The organism is Nocardia sp. NPDC102475 (assembly GCF_055584605.1).
This window is the reverse complement of the sequence record NZ_JBVJLS010000025.1, coordinates 1-16,400: the sequence shown is the minus strand read 5'-3', so window position 1 is coordinate 16,400 and position 16,400 is coordinate 1. Positions and strand designations below refer to the sequence as shown.

Genomic DNA, 16,400 nt, shown 5'->3' with positions numbered 1-16,400 from the left:
GCGGCGCATGGTGCTGGCGCTCATCGAGAACATCAATGGTGAGCTGGCTGGGGCATGGAGTGGGTTGCGGTCGACGGAAAGTCCTGACGCGCAGGGGGTTCAGGCCAAACGCTGGAGGAGTTCGGCGGCATCGGCGCGGAGGCTGTCCAGATCGCCGCGCCAGCCGAGCATGCGCATGATCGCGTCGGGAATGGCGCGTTCGGCGTGGGCGGGTGCGCTGCCCTCGTCCGAGCGGATGTTGATCACCGTCTCCACGAGCCGGAACGGCAGGGCCTCGGCCCCCGGCACACCTGCCTCGGCAGCGACCGCCGCGCCCAAAGTTTCGTAGTGCCTGCGCAATTCGTCGCGGCGCACTCGAAAGGCGGCGAAGCGCTCGGTGCGCAATTCCGGAAGTAGATACAGCGCACCGAGATTCCAGTGCGACGCGCACAGCTGGCGCACGTCGAACCATGCCAGCGCGTACAACCGGGTGTGTGCAGGCTCCGGCACCTCACGTATGCGTTCGGCGAGATCCAAGGGGCCTGCGATGGTTTCGGCGAGCAGTGCGTCGAGGATGTCGTCCTTGGACGCGAAGTGGTGGTAGAGCGAGGCCTGCCGGATACCGACCGCGTCCGCGACCGTCCGCGTCGAGGTATTGGCGTAACCATTGGTGGTGAACAGTTCTCCGGCGGCGTCGAGGATCTCGGCGCGTGGCGTCCGACCGCGCCGGGGGCGCTGGTCGAGACGAGGACGGCCGGGACCGAGATTTGCCACGACGCCATTCTGACACCGCGTCCGATCCGGCCGACCGCCGCATAGCGATCAGACCGGTCTGATGTTTCCAATGCGATTGCCCAGGTGTGAGGTTTCTGTCACTCGATAGAAATACAGGCAACGCAGAAGTTACCGGCGTTCCCGGAAGCGATACACGAGGGACACCGAAAGCGCGATCGCGAACGCAAAACTGTCATTCGATAGGTATTGGCCGCTCGCGAAGGAAACCCCATGGCCACCAAAGTCGATTCCCCCGCCCCCGTCCTCCCACCGCCCGCCAACCAGGACAATGCCGACCTGGCCGGCTTCGGCTATCAGCCGGTGCTACACCGCAAACTCGGCCGCTATGCCTCATTCGCGGCCGGATTCTCCTTCGTCTCGATCCTCACCACGATCTTCCAGTTCTTCGGCTTCGGCTATTCGTTCGGCGGTGCCGCATTCTTCTGGACCTGGCCGATCGTGTTCGCCGGACAGTTGCTGGTCGCGCTGAACTTCGCCGAACTGGCTGCGCGCTATCCGATTTCGGGCTGTATCTACCAGTGGTCGCGTCGGCTCGGCGGCGAGGTCGTCGGCTGGTTCGCCGGGTGGATGATGGTCATCGCGCAGATCGTCACGGCCGCAGCGGCGGCGATCGCGCTACAGGTGGTGCTGCCATCGATCTGGAGCGGATTCCAGATCGTCGGCGACGACACCGCGCTCACCTCGACCTCCGGCGCCACCAATGCGGTACTGCTCGGCAGCATCCTGCTGGTGCTCACCACGGTGATCAACGTGATCGGCATCGATCTGATGTCACGGATCAATTCGATCGGCGTCACCGTGGAGATCATCGGCGTGCTGGCGATCATCGCGCTGTTCTTCACCCACACCGAGCGCGGGCCGGGCGTAGTGCTGCAGACCGATCAGGCCGCACCCGGGCCGTATTGGGCGGCGTTCCTCGTATCCGGTCTGATGGCGGCCTATGTAATGGTCGGATTCGATTCCGCCGGAGAGCTTTCCGAGGAAACCAAGAATCCGCGGCAAGTCGCGCCGCGCACGATTCTGACCGCACTGTCGGTCTCCGCGCTCGGCGGCGGACTGCTACTGCTCGGTGCATTGATGGCAGCGCCGAGTCTGGATGACGGTTCGTTGGGCACCGAGGGCCTGGCCTATGTGCTCACCTCGAAGCTGGACAGCCCGGCAGGCAAGGTGCTGCTCGGCTGCGTCGCGGTGGCGATCACGGTGTGCACCTTGGCAATTCAGACCGCAGGGTCGCGGCTGATGTTCTCGATGGCGCGAGACGGCAAGTTACCCTTCGCCCGCCGCCTAGCCGTGGTGCATCCGCGCTTCGGCACACCGGTGCTGCCCGCGGTGATCATCGGCGTGCTCGGTATCGGTCTGCTGGTGCTCAATCTCGGCAATGCGGCGATCTTCGCCACCTTGGCGAGTGTCTGCATCGTGACGCTCTATCTGGCGTATTTGCTGGTCACAGTGCCGCTGCTGATGCGGCGAATCAAGGGTTGGGACCGCGGTGCTGCCGGGCTGTTCAGCCTGGGGCGCTTCGGAATTCCGATCAACGCGCTCGCCGTCGTCTGGGGCATCGCGATGGCGGTGAACCTGGCCTGGCCGCGTGCCGAGGTCTATACGCCGAATGGCGGCAGCTGGTGGATGCTCTGGGCCGCACCACTTTTCGTGGTGATCGTGGTCGCCGTCGGAGTTGTCGTGCATCGGATCGTCAATGCGGGGCCGAGCATCGAAGGTCCCGAACCCGCCGCCCAACTCGCCTGACCCTGCGCGCGGCGGTGGGCGCTGACGCCCACCGCCGCCGCACCAGCCGCCCACGTGGCACACCTGATGCCGACCCACATCCGTTGGCACACCGCCTCGAACCCACTGCTCGCAGAAACAGCCCGTAGGCAGCCCGCCACCAGATCTCTCACCAGCGACGACTCGCTTCAGATCTCAATAAGCGGTCGGAGTGTTCAGCACCTCGGGGGAAGCCATTCCCCTCGAGCCACAACAACACAACAACTGCAACCAACGATCAGCTACCTCACTGCCCCTGGGCGTCCGGGGCACCAACCCCAGACGACACCAACCCCAGACGTCTACGACCTTAGGGACAACGATGACCAGCACAGCCTCCACTACCGGAGCACGCGCACATGCGAGGTCGCAAGCCGCTGCCGCAACCATTGCCGGGCCTGACCTACCGGATGACGTCGCGGCGGCGAAGATAACCTTCGCACAACGCATTCCGCCCGGTGGATACACGAATGTCGTACTCGGTCGCGGGACCAGGCTGCGCTTGCGCGATCCCGCCGGTGCCGCATGCGCGCACGTATTACTGCTGCGAGCCGACGCACCGTGGGAGCGGCTCAATGTCGCCGATACCGTGAAGGTGCCGTGGCAGGCGTATCTAGGTACCGGACATCCACTGCTCTCGGATCAGGGTCGGGTGCTGGCCACCGTTGTCGCCGACACGTCCGGTCGGCACGACACCCTCTGCGGCCCGACGCCCGAAAGCCGTGCGCTGCTGCGGCTCGCGGGCGCAAAGCAGGGACTCGAGCCACGGGATATCGGGCCGACCGTGTCCTTCTTCCGCGGCGTCCGCATCGAATCCGATGGTGCGCTGACCGCCACAGGTAGCGCAGGCGCGGGCTCCTCGGTCGACCTGCTCATCCATCTGCCGGTGGTGCTGCTCATCGCCGACACCGCACACCCGCTCGACGACCGGCCCGCGACGTATCTCGACATAGTCGCCTGGTCCGCACCGGAAGAGCTTGCCGTACTGGACAATTCCGATCCGGAGTACCTGCGGGCCGTGGAAAACACCGAACAGGCCTGGACGGCCGCGACTCTGGAGGTAGCGGCATGATCTCGGCACCGAGCCGCACCATCGTGCTCGATGAAACCGTGCCCGCCTGCGCGCCCTGGTCGACCGTGGTCCGCGCGGGCGACCAGCTCGAAATCATCGACCTGCACGGAAATCAGGCGGTGGACTGCCTGCTGTATTCGGCCGCCGACCACACCGACCGCTACAGCGCACAGGCCACCATTACCGCACAGCGCAATATCTTCCTCGGCACGGGCAGCGTGCTGCGCACCGATGCGGGCACCGCGCTCATGACCGTGCTCGCCGATGAGGTCGGCAACCACGACACCATTGCGGGCGCCTGCTCCCAGGAGTCCAATACGCTGCGCTACGGCCATCACACCCGCCACCAGCACGCCTGTGTGGAGAACTTCCTCACCGAGGCGCTGAAATGGGGCCTCGGCAAACGGGATCTGGTGTCGAATATCAACTGGTTCATGAATGTCCCGGTCGAGACCGACGGCACCCTCGGCATTGTCGACGGATTGTCGGCTCCGGGAAAGAAAGTCACGCTGCGAGCCGAGATCGACACGTTGGTGCTGGTGTCGAATTGCCCGCAGATCAATAACCCCTGCAACGGCTTCGATCCCACGCCCGTACGGATGGTGGTAACCCGATGACAGCGGTTGTCGCGCAGAGCGAAGTGGTGGGCCCCGCCGAGAGTGCGATGCCGATCGACGGTACGCGCGCCGTCGAGCCAGAGCAGTCGGCGCAGGTGGTACGGCCGGGAATGCTCACCACGGTGCAGGATTGGCCGGGGCGGATCGGGTATTGGCACGTCGGCGTTCCGCCTTCGGGGCCGATGGACGATCTGTCGTTCCGGCTCGGCAACCGCGTACTCGGCAATCCCGAGGGCGTGGCGGGCCTCGAGTGCACACTCGGCGGTCCCGCACTGAAGTTTTCCGCGCCGACCTGGGTGTGTGTCACCGGTGCGCCGACCGATGTCACTGTGAACGGGACCCGCGTCCAGCAGTGGCGAACGGTGCTGGTCCCGGCGGATGGAATTCTCGATATCGGTGCGATAAGCGGACCGGGTATGCGCTGCTATGTGCTGATCGCCGGTGGTATTCAACTGCCCGAATATCTGGGCAGTGCAGCCACATTCACCCTCGGCAAGTTCGGCGGCAGCGCGGGTGCCGCGTTGCGTATCGGTGAAATGCTGCCGCTCGGCGCGCATCAGGGCCGGGTGGCGGCCGCAGTGCCGATGGAGGAGCAGCCGGTCCTGTCCCGGCGGTGGGAATTGGCCGTCACCGAGGGGCCGCACGGCGCACCGGAGTTCTTCACCCGCAATGACTTCGACACGATTGTCGGCACCGACTACGAGGTGCATTTCAATTCCGATCGCACCGGAGTCCGATTGATCGGCCCGAAACCCGAATGGGCCAGGACCGATGGCGGCGAAGCCGGACTGCACCCGTCCAATATCCACGACACCCCGTATTCGGTTGGGGCGCTGGACTTCACCGGCGATACGCCGATCCTGCTCGGCCCAGACGGACCCAGTCTCGGCGGCTTCGTCTGCCCGGTGACGGTGGTCGCCGCCGACCGATGGAAACTCGGTCAGCTCGCCCCCGGCGATGCCGTGCGCTTCGTCCCGATCCGCAGCGATCGCGCCGCCTCGGTTCGTGAACTCGGTCCGGCCCGGCGCGCCGCATGGCCCACGGTGCTATCCCCTGGCGGCGACGGCGATGACGGTGTACTGCGCCGCACCGATGTCGACGACGAGACGGGGGTGACCTACCGCCGTCAGGGAGATGACGGTGTACTCGTCGAATACGGTGCCATGACACTGGATCTCGGGCTACGCGCTCGCGTGCACGCCTTGCACCAGCACCTGCTCGAGGTCGGTGTACGCGGCGTGACGGAGCTGACGCCGGGTGTCCGTTCGCTGCAGATCCGGGTCGATCCGGCGGTCATGCCGGTCTCCACGCTGCTCGATCTGCTCACCGCGGCCGAACAGCACATCCCCGCCTCCGACCAGCTCGTGGTGCCGAGCCGCACCGTGCACCTGCCGCTGTCCTGGGACGATCCGGCCACGAGGGAGGCGATCACCCGCTATATGCACGGTGTGCGCGCGGACGCACCCTGGTGCCCGTGGAATATCGAATTCATCCGGCGCATGAACGGATTGGCGTCGGTACAGGACGTCTACGACACCGTCTTCGGGGCCGAATATCTGGTCCTCGGTCTCGGCGACGTCTATCTCGGCGCACCGGTCGCCACCCCGACCGACCCACGCCACCGGCTCGTCACCACGAAGTACAACCCAGCCCGCACCTGGACTCCCGAGAATGCGGTCGGCATCGGCGGCGCATACCTGTGCATCTACGGGATGGAAGGACCCGGCGGCTATCAGTTCGTGGGCCGCACAACCCAAGTCTGGAACCACCGTCACCCCGGTATCGTGAGCGACGAATCCCCCTGGCTGCTGCGCTATTTCGACCGGATCCACTGGTATCCGGTCGAGGCCGATGAACTCCTCGACCTGCGCGCCGATTTCGCGGCGGGCAAGATCCAGGTGCGGGCCGAGGACGGTGAGTTCGCGCTCGCCGACTATCGGAAGTTCCTCGCCGACAATGCCGAGTCCATCGACGAATTCCGCGCGGTCCAGGCCGAAGCCTTTGCCGCCGAACGCGACTCCTGGCGGCAGGCCGGTGAACTCACCGCCTGATCACGCATTACCAGCCGAAGAGCTCGGCCATGTCGATGGACTCGTCATCCCAGAGTTCCTCGATATGGCGTCGTTCGCCCTCCGGCAGACCCGGTGACCAGCCGCAGCTCCGCCAGAAGTCTTCCCGATGTTGCTGAGTAATCCGTCTCGGCTCACTCATGGCGCTCACCTCTGCATTGCCACCGTCGTGCTGCCATTGATTGTGAGCCTGCTCCGGCCGCGACATGCCGGAACAGGCCCAACTTTTCAGCGCAGGTCGCGGAAGAACTCGCGAACGTCTTCCAGTAGCAGCTCCGGCTCCTCCAGCGCCGCGAAGTGCCCGCCGCGGTCCACGTCTACCCAGCGGGCCATGGTGTTCTGGGTCTCGCAGTATCGGCGAATGCCTACATCGTGAGCGAAAACGATTGCCGCAGTGGGCACTCTGGAATTTGACTTGGTTGTACCCCGGGCATCGTTCTGTGCGTAGCCGACGAATGCGGCCGAACCCGAGGTGCCGTTGAGCCAGTACAGCATCACATTGGTCAGCAGCCGGTCCCGGTCGAGGATCTTGTCCGGGTCCACATTTCGCGGAAAGGTCCATTCCCGGAATTTGTCCATGATCCAGGCGAGCTGGCCGATCGGCGAATCGACCAGTCCGTATGCCAAGGTCTGCGGGCGGGTGGATTGAATCGCGATATAGCCGAACTCCTCGCGCATGAAGGCCTGGATGCGATCGATCCGGTCGCGTTCGAGATCGGTCAGACTCGCCGATTCGTCCTCGGAAAGCTGATGGGTCGCAAGCGGGTCCGGACCACCGTTGGTGTGGACGCCCACTACGTTCTTCGGCGCACTCCGGGCCACCTCCGGACTCACCGCAGCGCCGATATCGCCGCCCTGTGTGCCGTAACGCTCGTAGCCGAGTCGGCGCATGAGTTCGACCCAGGCCTCGCCGATCTTCGCGCGGGTCCAGCCCGACTCGCTGACGGGTCCGGAGAAGCCGAAGCCCGGCAGCGATGGAATGACCAGGTGGAAGGCGTCGGCGGGATCGCCGCCGTGGGCGCGCGGGTCGGTGAGCGGTCCGATCACGTCGAGGAATTCGACGACCGAACCGGGCCAGCCGTGCGTCATCAACAGCGGCATGGCATCGGGCTCGGGCGAGCGGACGTGCAGGAAGTGGATGCGCTGTCCGTCGATCTCGGTGGTGAATTGCGGATAGGTGTTGAGCTGGGCCTCGGCAGCGCGCCAGTCGTAGCCGGTGCGCCAGCAGTCGACCAGTTCGCGCAGCCAGGTGGTCGGCACGCCGGTGTCCCAGCCGTCGCCGGGCAGCGGTGCGGGCCAGCGCGCATTGACCTGGCCCACTACATCACCAGTGGCACAACGACTTCTCCCTACCGCTACGCCGCCCGCGTCACCCTGTACGTACCCGCCCAGGTCGCCGCGGAACGCATTACCCCGACCGTCGGCGTCATCGAGGCCATCGACGACCGGACCTGCCTGCTCCGCACCGGTTCCAACTCCCTGGACGAACTCGCCGTCTACATAGCGACTTTCGGCTTCGACTGCCGAATCCACGAACCCCCCGAACTGATTGCCCACGTCCGCGAACTCACCAATCGCCTTACCGCCGCGATCGACTAGCTGGAGGTGCCGGTAAGGATCGTGTCACCAAACGGCCACCGATCGCGCGAGAATGCCGACGCCGTACTCCTCGGCCAGGCTCGCGTCGTCATCGGGGTCGCGATACCGGCGGTGGCCGGCCATCTCCACACCCCCGGCCGGCCTGTGGCACGGGTCGCCCGTGGTCGGGATCTCTCGTTGCACCCTCATCCGACGGCTCGAAAAATTCTGTAGTGACAACAGTAGACATTCGCTGCAGAACGCGGTAACTTCTGTGATGTCGGAAGCGAAGGAAATATCCAGACAGCACGGGAGATGATGAACTGCCCGTGATAGGTAAGACGGCGGGCGCGGCCGCGGGACCAGCAGTTACAAGGGTCCCGCCGCCCGCCGGACAGCAAGATGAGTTGAAGGAAAGATGAAGTAACCCCGTGAGGAGAAGGGAGAAGTTGCCCGTCGGGTCACCCGGGAAAGTTTGTGGTTCGGGTGATCGCCGACGTTTCGGTTACATGTCGGAAGACGAAAGTAATTCCCCCCTTTCAGTGCCCCGGTGCCGCACGGCACCGGGGCACTTCGGCGTATGGAGGCCGCACGATTTCTGAATCCCCGACCGCGAACGAGAAGTTCGACGATGACGACTACCCCGCCTACTCGATGGGCCGGGCCGCGGACCTGCTCAGGACCACCCAGGCATTCCTGCGCAGCCTGGACGAGGCGAAACTGATCGTCCCGCAACGCTCCGCCGGCGGGCACCGCCGCTACTCCCGCTACCAGCTGCGCATCGCCGCACGGGCCCGCGAACTGGTCGACCACGGCACACCCCTCGAGGCGGCGTGCCGGATCATCATCCTGGAAGACCAACTGTCCGAAGCCCTCGAACTCAACACCAGACTCACCCAAGAGGATTGACCCGATACTCGCCCGCCTTCAGCCGCGAAAGCCTGCCCCAGGGCGTCCGCAACTGCTGGATCCGGCCCGAAAGCCGTACCGCCTGGTGGCTGCGACGGCCTCGATCTCGACAACCACCCTGACGCGGCGAGTCCGGCCACCATGACAACGGTGATGGCGGGGCGGATTCTGTTCTAGTCGGCTTCGCGCATAGTGGCTTCCGGACTCACCTGATCGCGAATGGTGCGCAGACCGGCGACAAAGGCCTCGAGCTGGTCGGAGGGAAGCAGACCGGTGAACCAGCGCTCGATGACCTCGAGGTAATCCGGGAGTACGCGAGCCAGGCGGGTCGCTCCGGCGGCGGTGAGGACCGCGTAGGAGCTGCGGCGATCGACCGAGTCGAGTTCGCGGCGCACGAAACCGTTGCGCTGCAGGCGGTCGACCAGTCGGGTGACGCCGCTGGTGGACAAGTTGGTCTGGGCTGCGAGATCGGTCATGCGCAGGCGACGCTCCGGTGAGCGGCTCAGGCGCATGAGTGCGTTGACATCGAGGCCGGACAGACCGTGTTTCTTCCAGGTGGGTTCCAGTTTTCGGGTCAGGCCGTCGTACGCCTCGTAGAGCAGGCCCATGGTGGTTAGCCTGGGATCGTCGAAGAGTTCTGCGTCCACGGGAGCGAGCTTAGCCGAGATAGTTGCGGTGGGGATAGTTGACATGCGGAACATATGCGCTAGATTGTTGTCATCGCAATATTCCTCACCGCAACTAAATGGAGATTCCGATGACTACCTCTTCGCGCTGGGTCGCGGGCTTCCGTTCCACGCTGGTCGACCCCACCGAGCGGATCCGTTTGGCCGAGCCGCGCGGCTTCGCCGATGAGACGGTGCGCCAGGTGCTGCACCTGGTCGGAGGCGGCGAGCAGCTGCGGGTGCGGCTGACGAACCGCTATGGCGCGACGCCGGTGACCGTCGGCGCGGCACGGATCGCGGTGCGCAAGTTCGGGGCGGAGATCGTCGCGGAGACCGATACCGAGCTGCGTTTCGACGGCGAGGTTTCAGTGACCGTTCCGGCGGGTGCCGATATCGTCAGCGACCCGGTCGATTTCGCGACGACGGCGGGTACGGATCTGGTGCTGAGTATCTACCTGCCGGAAGAGACCGGCCTGGCACCCTTTTCGCATCTGCCGATGGAATCCAGTTTCGTGGCCGCCGGTGACCAGGTCGCCGCACTCGCGCTATCCGAAGCCGAGGAGACGACCTCGCGCTTCTATGTGACCGGTGTCGACGTGCTCACCTCGACGGACAGCCCGATCGTTGTCGCGTTCGGCGACTCCTGGTTCGAAGGCGTCGGGTCCACATCGGGTGCGAACCATCGTTCCGTCGACGTCCTCAACGAACGCCTCACCAGCGGTTGGGTTCTCAATCAGGGCATCAGCGGGACCCGATTGCTGACCGACCAGATCGGCGAACACGGTCTGGCCCGTTTCGACCGCGATGTGCTCGCAGTTCCCGGCGTGACCCATGTTGTCCTGAACTTCGGCATCAACGATCTGATCCTCGACAACAGCACATCGTCTGCCGAGGCGCTCATTGCCGGTTATACGGAATTGGCCGGACGTGCCCGTGCGGCGGGACTTGCGGTGTACGCCAACACCATTGGCCCGTTCGCCGGTGTCATCTATCCGGACCTCAATGTCGCCGAGGGCCGGGTGGTTCGCCGTGATGTCAACGAATGGCTGCGCACCACAACCGTTTTCGATGCCGTGTTCGACGTGGCTGCCGCCGTCGAGGATCCGAATGATCCCGACTTCATCCGACCCGATCTGGACAGCGGCGACGGGCTGCATTTGAACGATGCGGGTCACCGCATCATGGGTGAGACCATGGCGATCCCGGGGCTTACCGACTAGTTACGGGGCCAGGCCGCGCAAGACGATTTCGATGCCGAGGCGGAATTCCGTCTCGGCATCGACATTTCGGGCGTCGGTGGCGGTTTCGACGAGTACCGGATAGTCGGCCGGGGCGAGTCGGGTCATCGCGGCGGTGCCCGGGCCGGAGAGTGGGCCGTAGTGCTCGTTCTGGAGGTGGCCGAGCAGGAAGGCCATCAGGGTGCGTTGGGCCAGGACTCGGCCGATGCCGGTGAAGCCCGCATCGGTGAGGACGGTCAGCATCGCCTCGATCCAGCGCAGGCTGTTCGGGGCGGACTGACGGTGGCGCACGACCAGCGGGATCGCGGCCGGGTGGGTGGATGCCGTCGTTCGCATGCGGTCGAGCAGGGCCGCGATGCGATCGCGCCAGTCCGGGTCGGTCGGTGGCGTGAGATCGATATCTGCCAGGAGATGGTCGACGACCAGCACCTCGAGTTCGTCGCGGTCGGCGACGTAGCGGTAGAGGCCCATGGTGGCAATGCGAAGTTCGTTCGCGACCGCGCGCATGGTGAAGCCGGGCAGTCCGTCGCGGTCGAGCACCGAGACGGCGGCGGCCGCGATGGCGGTGCTGGTCAGCGAGCGAGGGCGGGGCACGGGTTGACAGCGTACAAGGTACGCGCATACTTGTCGTAGGCGTACGTCGTACACCTACGAAGGGAGTTTCCATGCCATTGCCGACCACGGTGCCCACCCGAGAACTGGTCACCATCGCCGACAGCACAATTCGGATTCCGGACCAGGATTGCCTGATCCACCTCCAGTTCCGCCGCTTCGCCGGCTGCCCGATCTGCAACCTGCACCTGCGCTCGTTCGCGGTCCGGCACGCCGAAATCCTCGCCGCAGATATCCGCGAAGTCGTCGTATTCCATTCCAGCGCAGATGAATTGCGCAAATACGAAGGCAATCTCCCCTTCGACCTGATCGCCGACCCGACCCGAACCCTATACCGCGAATTCGGCGTCGAAGCCAAACCCCGCGCCCTCCTCGACCCCCGCGCCTGGCCCACTATAATCCGCGGCGTCACCACCGCGACCATGGCCGTCCTCCGCAAGGAAAAGCCCGCTCCCCCATCGGAACCCGAAGGCGGCCGCCTCGGCCTCCCGGGCGACTTCCTCATCGCCCCCGACGGACGTGTGCTCGCCGGCAAACTCGGGGTGCACGCCGATGACCAATGGTCGGTCGATGAACTACTCGCCCAAGTACCTGCCCGTGATAAGTCCGGCTCAGGGCATCAGTGACGCCGGATCCACGGTGAATTCGAAAGGGCTGCGCAGGGTGGCGGTGTCTCCGGCCGCCACCCGGTGCCTGCGTTCGAAGGTGTCGTCCGCACCGAGGGCTCTGCGCGCCGTGTCAGCGGCGTGTCAGTGGGGGTGGGCATGGTTCTGGCAGGCCGCACGGGGGACTTCCCCGGAGTGGCGGACAGGACCGAAAGGGTTGGACGATGACTGACGTTGAGCTGGGGGAATTCGTTGCGAAGATAGCAGCGAAGTTCGGGGTGCCAGGGGCTGCGGTGGGGGTTTGGGTTGATGGGCGGGAGGCTTTTGCCGCGCATGGGGTGACGAGTATCGAGAGTCCGGTGCCGGTGGATCGGGACACGATGTTCGGGTTGGGGTCGGTGAGCAAGACGTTCACCGCGACGGCGGTGATGCGGCTGGTCGCGGAGGGCAAGGTCGAGTTGGATGCGCCGGTGCGGCGGTATGTGCCGGAGTTAGCACTCCGCGATGCGGCGGCCGCTGCGGAGATGACGGTGTTGAATCTGCTCAATCACACTGCGGGGCTGGGGATTCGGCTGATTGTCGAGACCGGAGACGGGGACGACGCGCTGGCCGAGTATGTGGCGCGACTGGACGAGTTGGATTTGATCGGGCCGGTCGGTGCTCGCGCGTCCTATTCACAGGCGGGGTACAACCTGCTCGGGCGGGTCATCGAGAAGGTCACCGGGCTGACCTTCGAGAAGGCGGTCGCGCAGTTGCTGCTCGACCCGATCGGGCTGTCGCACAGCCGTTATCTGTTGAGCGAGATCATGACTCGGCGCTTCGCGGTCGGACACAATCGCGGTGCGAACGGTGCGCTGACGGTCGCACGCGAGTGGAAAGATACGCGGGCCAACAATCCGGGTGGCGGCATCGTATCCTCGGTCGCCGACCAATTGCGTTGGGCGCGTTTTCAGCTCGGCGACGGCCGGGCCGAAAGCGGTGAACAGGTAGTGCCCGCCGAGGTGCTGGCGCGGATGAAGGAGCAGACCGTCGAGTTGCAGGGCAGCTCGCTCGGCGACGCCTTCGGCATCTGCTGGTTCCTGCGCGATGTGGACGGCGTGCGAATCGTCGGCCACGGCGGCTCATCGAACGGCCAATTCGCCGAACTCGTCACCGTGCCGGAACGGAATTTCGCCATCACCGTCATGTCGAATGCGGGCCCGGACGACGGCATCCAGTTCAACCAGGCCGTGGTGCGGTGGGCGCTGGAGCACTACCTCGGGCTGATCGATCAGGATCCCGAACCGCTCCCCTTCGATCCGGCACGGGCCGAGGAGATCATCGGCGACTACGAAATCGACGCCATGACACTCACCATCGGCACCGATGAGACGGGCCTGACGGTCGCTTGCGGGATCAAACCGGAGGTCCGCGCGGCCTCGGAAATCGAACTGCCACCGGATCTTCCGGCCGCCGGTCTCGGCCTGCTGCCCGGCGACCGCGACGAATACGTCGTCACCAGTGGCGGTCTGCAGGGGCAGCGCGGTTTCTTTACCCGCGACGAGAACGGCCGGATCGTGGGCGCAGATATGGCTGGTCGGATGTTCAACCGGGTCTCGAATACAGCCTGATCTGCAAACGAGCGATAGCTGTTGCCCAGTGCGGCAACGGCTGTCACGCGCTGAGCAAGCCGCATAACCGGCACGGCCTGGCGAGTGAAGAGCGACTACGATGCTCCGTCGAAGGCATCCACAGCGGTATTCAAGAGTGGGCAACTCCAGACGGCGCACTAAAGTCCGTCAGACGGCTATCGAGCCCGCCTTTCGAGCGCCTTCCGGATGAGTTCCCTGGCTGCCTCACCTGTAACCGATTGACCGGCAAGCACATCGAACGCCCGGCCGTAGATCGCAACCTCTCGCGGTTGCGTAATCGTCAGCTCTGCTGTGATGCCTTCGACCGTGACCATGCGCGAGTCGAATATTACGAAGTTCGTCGTTTGCATAGGCGGGCCACCTTGCGCCGGAATGATTCCAAGCCGAACCCGGGAAAGGCCTATCACGGCCATGAGCCGGTCTAGCTGCCCGATCATTACGGCGTCGGTGCCGACCGAGGTATGCAAAGCTTGCTCGGCAATCAGGATGTGAAAGCGCCGTTCACCCCTGTACAGGTATTGCTGACGTTCGAGCCGCTTGGATACTGCTTCGTCTATGTCGTCAGGGAGTCGGTAGAAATCGACTGAATGCCTCAAGATGGCTTCGGCGTACTCGGCAGTCTGAAGAATGCCGGGAATAACGACCGGCTGATAGATCCTCATCAGTTTCGAACGCTCAGCGAGCCTGACCGACTTCTGCTGTCCCCGTTTGAGTCCTGCCGCGTGCTGTCGTCGGTACTCCAGGTACGCAGCATCTATGTTGTGGACTGTCGCTAGTAGATCTTCGAGCTGATCACCTGCCCCGGTGTGAGCGCAGTAGGCACGAATATCCGCGTCGGACGGCTTTACCCTGCCATACTCGATCTTGGAGACCTTCGTTTCGTGCCAGCCAGACAGGCGCGCAAGCTCACGGCCTGAGATTCCCGACCTCCGCCGGATCTCCCGAAGCCGCTGCCCGAGCGCCTGCCGGGCCTCATCAACGCCGTTACTCACCTCCGGATGTCTACCGCGTACTCGGTGTACGGCGTAGCTAGCTGCCACAAGCGCTCTTTCACCTGTCGGCACTGGTCGGCAATCCTCGGGTCGGTGGTCAGAGCTGACGCCCCGGCCGCACGTCCGTTCTCGTCGACGAGGTTGAACACCACCCGTTCGTCATCCAACAGCCAGAAATCATCGACGGGCACATCTCCAGCGAGATGCCGGGGAAGGTACCGGATCTCTTCACCCGCTTCGGTATTCAGCGCTGTCAGCGCTAGCAACCATCGCTGGTAGTCCACGTGAGGCAATGTGACAACCCGGACACGGGTCACACGCACACCCCGGCCGGTTGTTGCCCGTACAAGCTCCCCCCACGGTTCGAACCATGCGTTGTCGTCCGGCTCCCCATCAAGAAACCGGCGCAGCGGTTCCGACTCGTTCGGCACTGCGTAGGTGTCTCTGACTTCGAGGTGGAACGCTTCTCGTTGGCACTGCCCGAAGAGGTCAGGCCACGGATTGCCCTGAAGCAGCTGCACCGTAGAACGTCCTTTCTGCCTTCGGAACCTCGATAGCGGTTTCGTAGGTCTCCATCGTCATCTTGCCCAGCGTTTCACGGTCCGTGATCGGGCTACCGGACACAAGGAACGTGCCTCGGCCCGAATCGGTCAAGGTCGCATCGATGAACGTGTCCGGCTCGAGGAATCCCAACAGCAAGTGCGGAATCTCAACCGTCTCCGGCCGATCGGTAACCCATCCAATGATCGCGTAACTGCCCTGGTCAGTGGCGTAGAGGTTCGGGCAATCGTTGTTTCCCGAACCACCCTTACCGAGGAAATGCAAGAGCATGATCTAGCTCCGTGTCCACTTATATGCACGGACTTTCCGTGCTGATTTCGATGATCCCTCCAACTTTCTGGCACGTCTAGCTGATCACTAAATATGAGCAAGTTTTATCAAACTTGTGGACCCATCTAATTGTCGGTTCGTAGCGTCTGAGCTGGCCCCCGTGACATGTGACGCCAACCGGTCACGGGGTGCCTACCAACACCGGACTACAGGAGTCGAGATGGACAGGTTCACACGACTGTTCGTGTTTCCAGGCGGGTTGTTGGAGGTCGCCGACAACGGCGACGACAACGACGGTCCAGGGGTGTACCTGGAGTTGCGGACTCCAGCCGATCGTGTGCTACCGCAACGGGTTCCGGGTGCTGCCGTCGTGGATCACCGCGTCAGCCCTGTCGAACCCGCCAACGCCGAGACGTGCGCCACGGTGCTGCGACTGCTCCAAGATCTGCCGTGATCGAGCTCGGCTGGGTTGTCGCGATCGGGCTGCCGCTGCTGGTGACGGTCGGAGTGATGGTGTGGCCGGAACGGATTCCGAAGAACCGGTCCGTCAGGGGAATCCGCGAACGGATCGAAGGCGAGGACACGGTCGGGATGAAGTCCGACGCATCAGAGGAGTACTGATCGGCGCCGGTCGGTCAGCCAGTCGGAATGGGAAACGTTGCGTAACAGTATTTCTCGACTCGTGAGGGGGAATCATGCGAAACCTAGCGACCCGGTTCTTAGTCATTCTCGGTAACGGCCTATCGGCCGGTCTGCTCGCCACTCCGAGCGCGTCTGCTGCACCGCTCGCGGTGCCGCAATGCACGAAGGGTGTCGTGCAGGTCAACGGCGTAGACAAAGCCGCCTGCGATGCCCACTACTACAACTACCTTGTGCCAGAATGCAATAAGCGCAGGTCGGCCGTCTGCATGCGATGGAAAACTCACCAATCTGCCCGGCGGCATCGATGAATACCTGAAGAAACGCGCCGCATCGAGCGCGGCCGCAACGCGAGCCACCGACTCCAAGCCCGCCGAAACCCCCGCGACCGACTCCGCCGCCTA

19 protein-coding genes are annotated in these 16,400 nt (G+C 64.3%); 11 read left to right on the top strand and 8 right to left on the bottom strand.

Features of this window, described 5'->3' with window-relative positions; translation table 11 throughout:
* Nucleotides 1–99 precede the first annotated feature (99 nt).
* Nucleotides 100–753: a TetR/AcrR family transcriptional regulator gene (locus tag ACZ60G_RS34520; protein WP_465815477.1), complete on the bottom strand. Its 654-nt coding sequence runs from the start codon at nucleotides 751–753 to the stop codon at nucleotides 100–102.
* Between the two features lie 231 nt (nucleotides 754–984).
* Between ACZ60G_RS34520 and ACZ60G_RS34515 the strand changes: the two genes are divergently transcribed.
* The 4 genes from ACZ60G_RS34515 to ACZ60G_RS34500 all read left to right on the top strand — a co-directional run bounded on the left by ACZ60G_RS34515 (nucleotide 985) and on the right by ACZ60G_RS34500 (nucleotide 6,278).
* On the top strand, nucleotides 985–2,520 hold the full coding sequence (locus ACZ60G_RS34515; protein WP_465815475.1) for an amino acid permease: 1,536 nt from the start codon (nucleotides 985–987) through the stop codon (nucleotides 2,518–2,520).
* Between the two features lie 340 nt (nucleotides 2,521–2,860).
* On the top strand, nucleotides 2,861–3,610 hold the full coding sequence (locus ACZ60G_RS34510; protein WP_465815473.1) for a DUF1989 domain-containing protein: 750 nt from the start codon (nucleotides 2,861–2,863) through the stop codon (nucleotides 3,608–3,610).
* Nucleotides 3,607–4,227, top strand: coding sequence for an urea amidolyase associated protein UAAP2 (locus ACZ60G_RS34505; RefSeq protein WP_465815471.1), 621 nt, complete (start codon nucleotides 3,607–3,609; stop codon nucleotides 4,225–4,227). Before ACZ60G_RS34510 ends, ACZ60G_RS34505 begins: the two co-directional genes overlap by 4 nt.
* A 47-nt stretch (nucleotides 4,228–4,274) precedes the next feature.
* Nucleotides 4,275–6,278, top strand: coding sequence for a 5-oxoprolinase/urea amidolyase family protein (locus tag ACZ60G_RS34500; RefSeq protein WP_465815678.1), 2,004 nt, complete (start codon nucleotides 4,275–4,277; stop codon nucleotides 6,276–6,278).
* A gap of 7 nt (nucleotides 6,279–6,285) precedes the next feature.
* On the opposite strand, the gene ACZ60G_RS34495 is transcribed toward ACZ60G_RS34500, so the two are convergent.
* Together ACZ60G_RS34495 and ACZ60G_RS34490 are read right to left on the bottom strand one after the other, a co-directional pair.
* A complete protein-coding gene (locus ACZ60G_RS34495; protein WP_465815470.1) occupies nucleotides 6,286–6,438 on the bottom strand; it encodes a hypothetical protein in 153 nt (50 codons plus the stop codon).
* 86 nt (nucleotides 6,439–6,524) lie between these two features.
* On the bottom strand, nucleotides 6,525–7,616 hold the full coding sequence (locus ACZ60G_RS34490) for an epoxide hydrolase family protein (RefSeq protein ID WP_465815468.1): 1,092 nt from the start codon (nucleotides 7,614–7,616) through the stop codon (nucleotides 6,525–6,527).
* On the opposite strand from ACZ60G_RS34490, the gene ACZ60G_RS34485 reads away from it, so the two are divergent.
* The gene (locus tag ACZ60G_RS34485) at nucleotides 7,602–7,895 is read left to right on the top strand and encodes a WYL domain-containing protein (RefSeq protein WP_465815676.1); all 294 of its coding nucleotides are present in this window, start codon (nucleotides 7,602–7,604) and stop codon (nucleotides 7,893–7,895) included. The genes ACZ60G_RS34490 and ACZ60G_RS34485 overlap by 15 nt on opposite strands.
* A gap of 573 nt (nucleotides 7,896–8,468) precedes the next feature.
* Complete coding sequence (locus ACZ60G_RS34480; RefSeq protein ID WP_465815674.1) at nucleotides 8,469–8,783, top strand: MerR family transcriptional regulator; 315 nt, start codon at nucleotides 8,469–8,471, stop codon at nucleotides 8,781–8,783.
* A gap of 173 nt (nucleotides 8,784–8,956) precedes the next feature.
* Here the strand turns inward: ACZ60G_RS34480 and ACZ60G_RS34475 are convergent, their stop codons facing one another.
* Nucleotides 8,957–9,430 (bottom strand): MarR family winged helix-turn-helix transcriptional regulator, encoded by a 474-nt coding sequence (locus ACZ60G_RS34475; protein WP_465815466.1) that lies wholly within the window; start codon nucleotides 9,428–9,430, stop codon nucleotides 8,957–8,959.
* 110 nt (nucleotides 9,431–9,540) lie between these two features.
* Between ACZ60G_RS34475 and ACZ60G_RS34470 the strand changes: the two genes are divergently transcribed.
* Nucleotides 9,541–10,668 (top strand): GDSL-type esterase/lipase family protein, encoded by a 1,128-nt coding sequence (locus ACZ60G_RS34470; protein ID WP_465815464.1) that lies wholly within the window; start codon nucleotides 9,541–9,543, stop codon nucleotides 10,666–10,668.
* Here the strand turns inward: ACZ60G_RS34470 and ACZ60G_RS34465 are convergent, their stop codons facing one another.
* Nucleotides 10,669–11,280 carry a TetR/AcrR family transcriptional regulator gene (locus ACZ60G_RS34465; RefSeq protein WP_465815462.1) on the bottom strand — a complete coding sequence of 204 codons (612 nt, stop codon included), beginning with the start codon at nucleotides 11,278–11,280 and terminating at the stop codon, nucleotides 10,669–10,671.
* Nucleotides 11,281–11,351: 71 nt separating this feature from the next.
* Between ACZ60G_RS34465 and ACZ60G_RS34460 the strand changes: the two genes are divergently transcribed.
* Both ACZ60G_RS34460 and ACZ60G_RS34455 read left to right on the top strand, forming a co-directional pair.
* A complete protein-coding gene (locus ACZ60G_RS34460; protein ID WP_465815461.1) occupies nucleotides 11,352–11,924 on the top strand; it encodes a peroxiredoxin-like family protein in 573 nt (190 codons plus the stop codon).
* A gap of 203 nt (nucleotides 11,925–12,127) precedes the next feature.
* Nucleotides 12,128–13,513, top strand: a complete 1,386-nt coding sequence (locus tag ACZ60G_RS34455) for a serine hydrolase domain-containing protein (protein ID WP_465815459.1) — start codon at nucleotides 12,128–12,130, stop codon at nucleotides 13,511–13,513.
* A 176-nt stretch (nucleotides 13,514–13,689) separates the two neighbouring features.
* Here ACZ60G_RS34455 and ACZ60G_RS34450 read toward each other — a convergent pair whose 3' ends face one another.
* Genes ACZ60G_RS34450 through ACZ60G_RS34440 form a run of 3 tightly spaced genes read right to left on the bottom strand, consistent with a single transcriptional unit; the run spans nucleotide 13,690 to nucleotide 15,357 of the window.
* Nucleotides 13,690–14,526 (bottom strand): helix-turn-helix domain-containing protein, encoded by an 837-nt coding sequence (locus ACZ60G_RS34450; protein ID WP_465815457.1) that lies wholly within the window; start codon nucleotides 14,524–14,526, stop codon nucleotides 13,690–13,692.
* Nucleotides 14,523–15,047, bottom strand: coding sequence for a DUF6879 family protein (locus tag ACZ60G_RS34445; protein ID WP_465815455.1), 525 nt, complete (start codon nucleotides 15,045–15,047; stop codon nucleotides 14,523–14,525). Before ACZ60G_RS34445 ends, ACZ60G_RS34450 begins: the two co-directional genes overlap by 4 nt.
* Nucleotides 15,016–15,357, bottom strand: a complete 342-nt coding sequence (locus tag ACZ60G_RS34440; RefSeq protein ID WP_465815453.1) for a hypothetical protein — start codon at nucleotides 15,355–15,357, stop codon at nucleotides 15,016–15,018. The genes ACZ60G_RS34445 and ACZ60G_RS34440 overlap by 32 nt, the downstream gene beginning before the upstream one ends.
* 220 nt (nucleotides 15,358–15,577) lie before the next feature.
* Between ACZ60G_RS34440 and ACZ60G_RS34435 the strand changes: the two genes are divergently transcribed.
* Nucleotides 15,578–15,811 carry a hypothetical protein gene (locus ACZ60G_RS34435; RefSeq protein ID WP_465815451.1) on the top strand — a complete coding sequence of 78 codons (234 nt, stop codon included), beginning with the start codon at nucleotides 15,578–15,580 and terminating at the stop codon, nucleotides 15,809–15,811.
* Entirely contained in the window at nucleotides 15,808–15,978 is a 171-nt protein-coding gene (locus tag ACZ60G_RS34430) for a hypothetical protein (protein ID WP_465815449.1), read from the top strand. Before ACZ60G_RS34435 ends, ACZ60G_RS34430 begins: the two co-directional genes overlap by 4 nt.
* Nucleotides 15,979–16,400 lie beyond the last annotated feature (422 nt).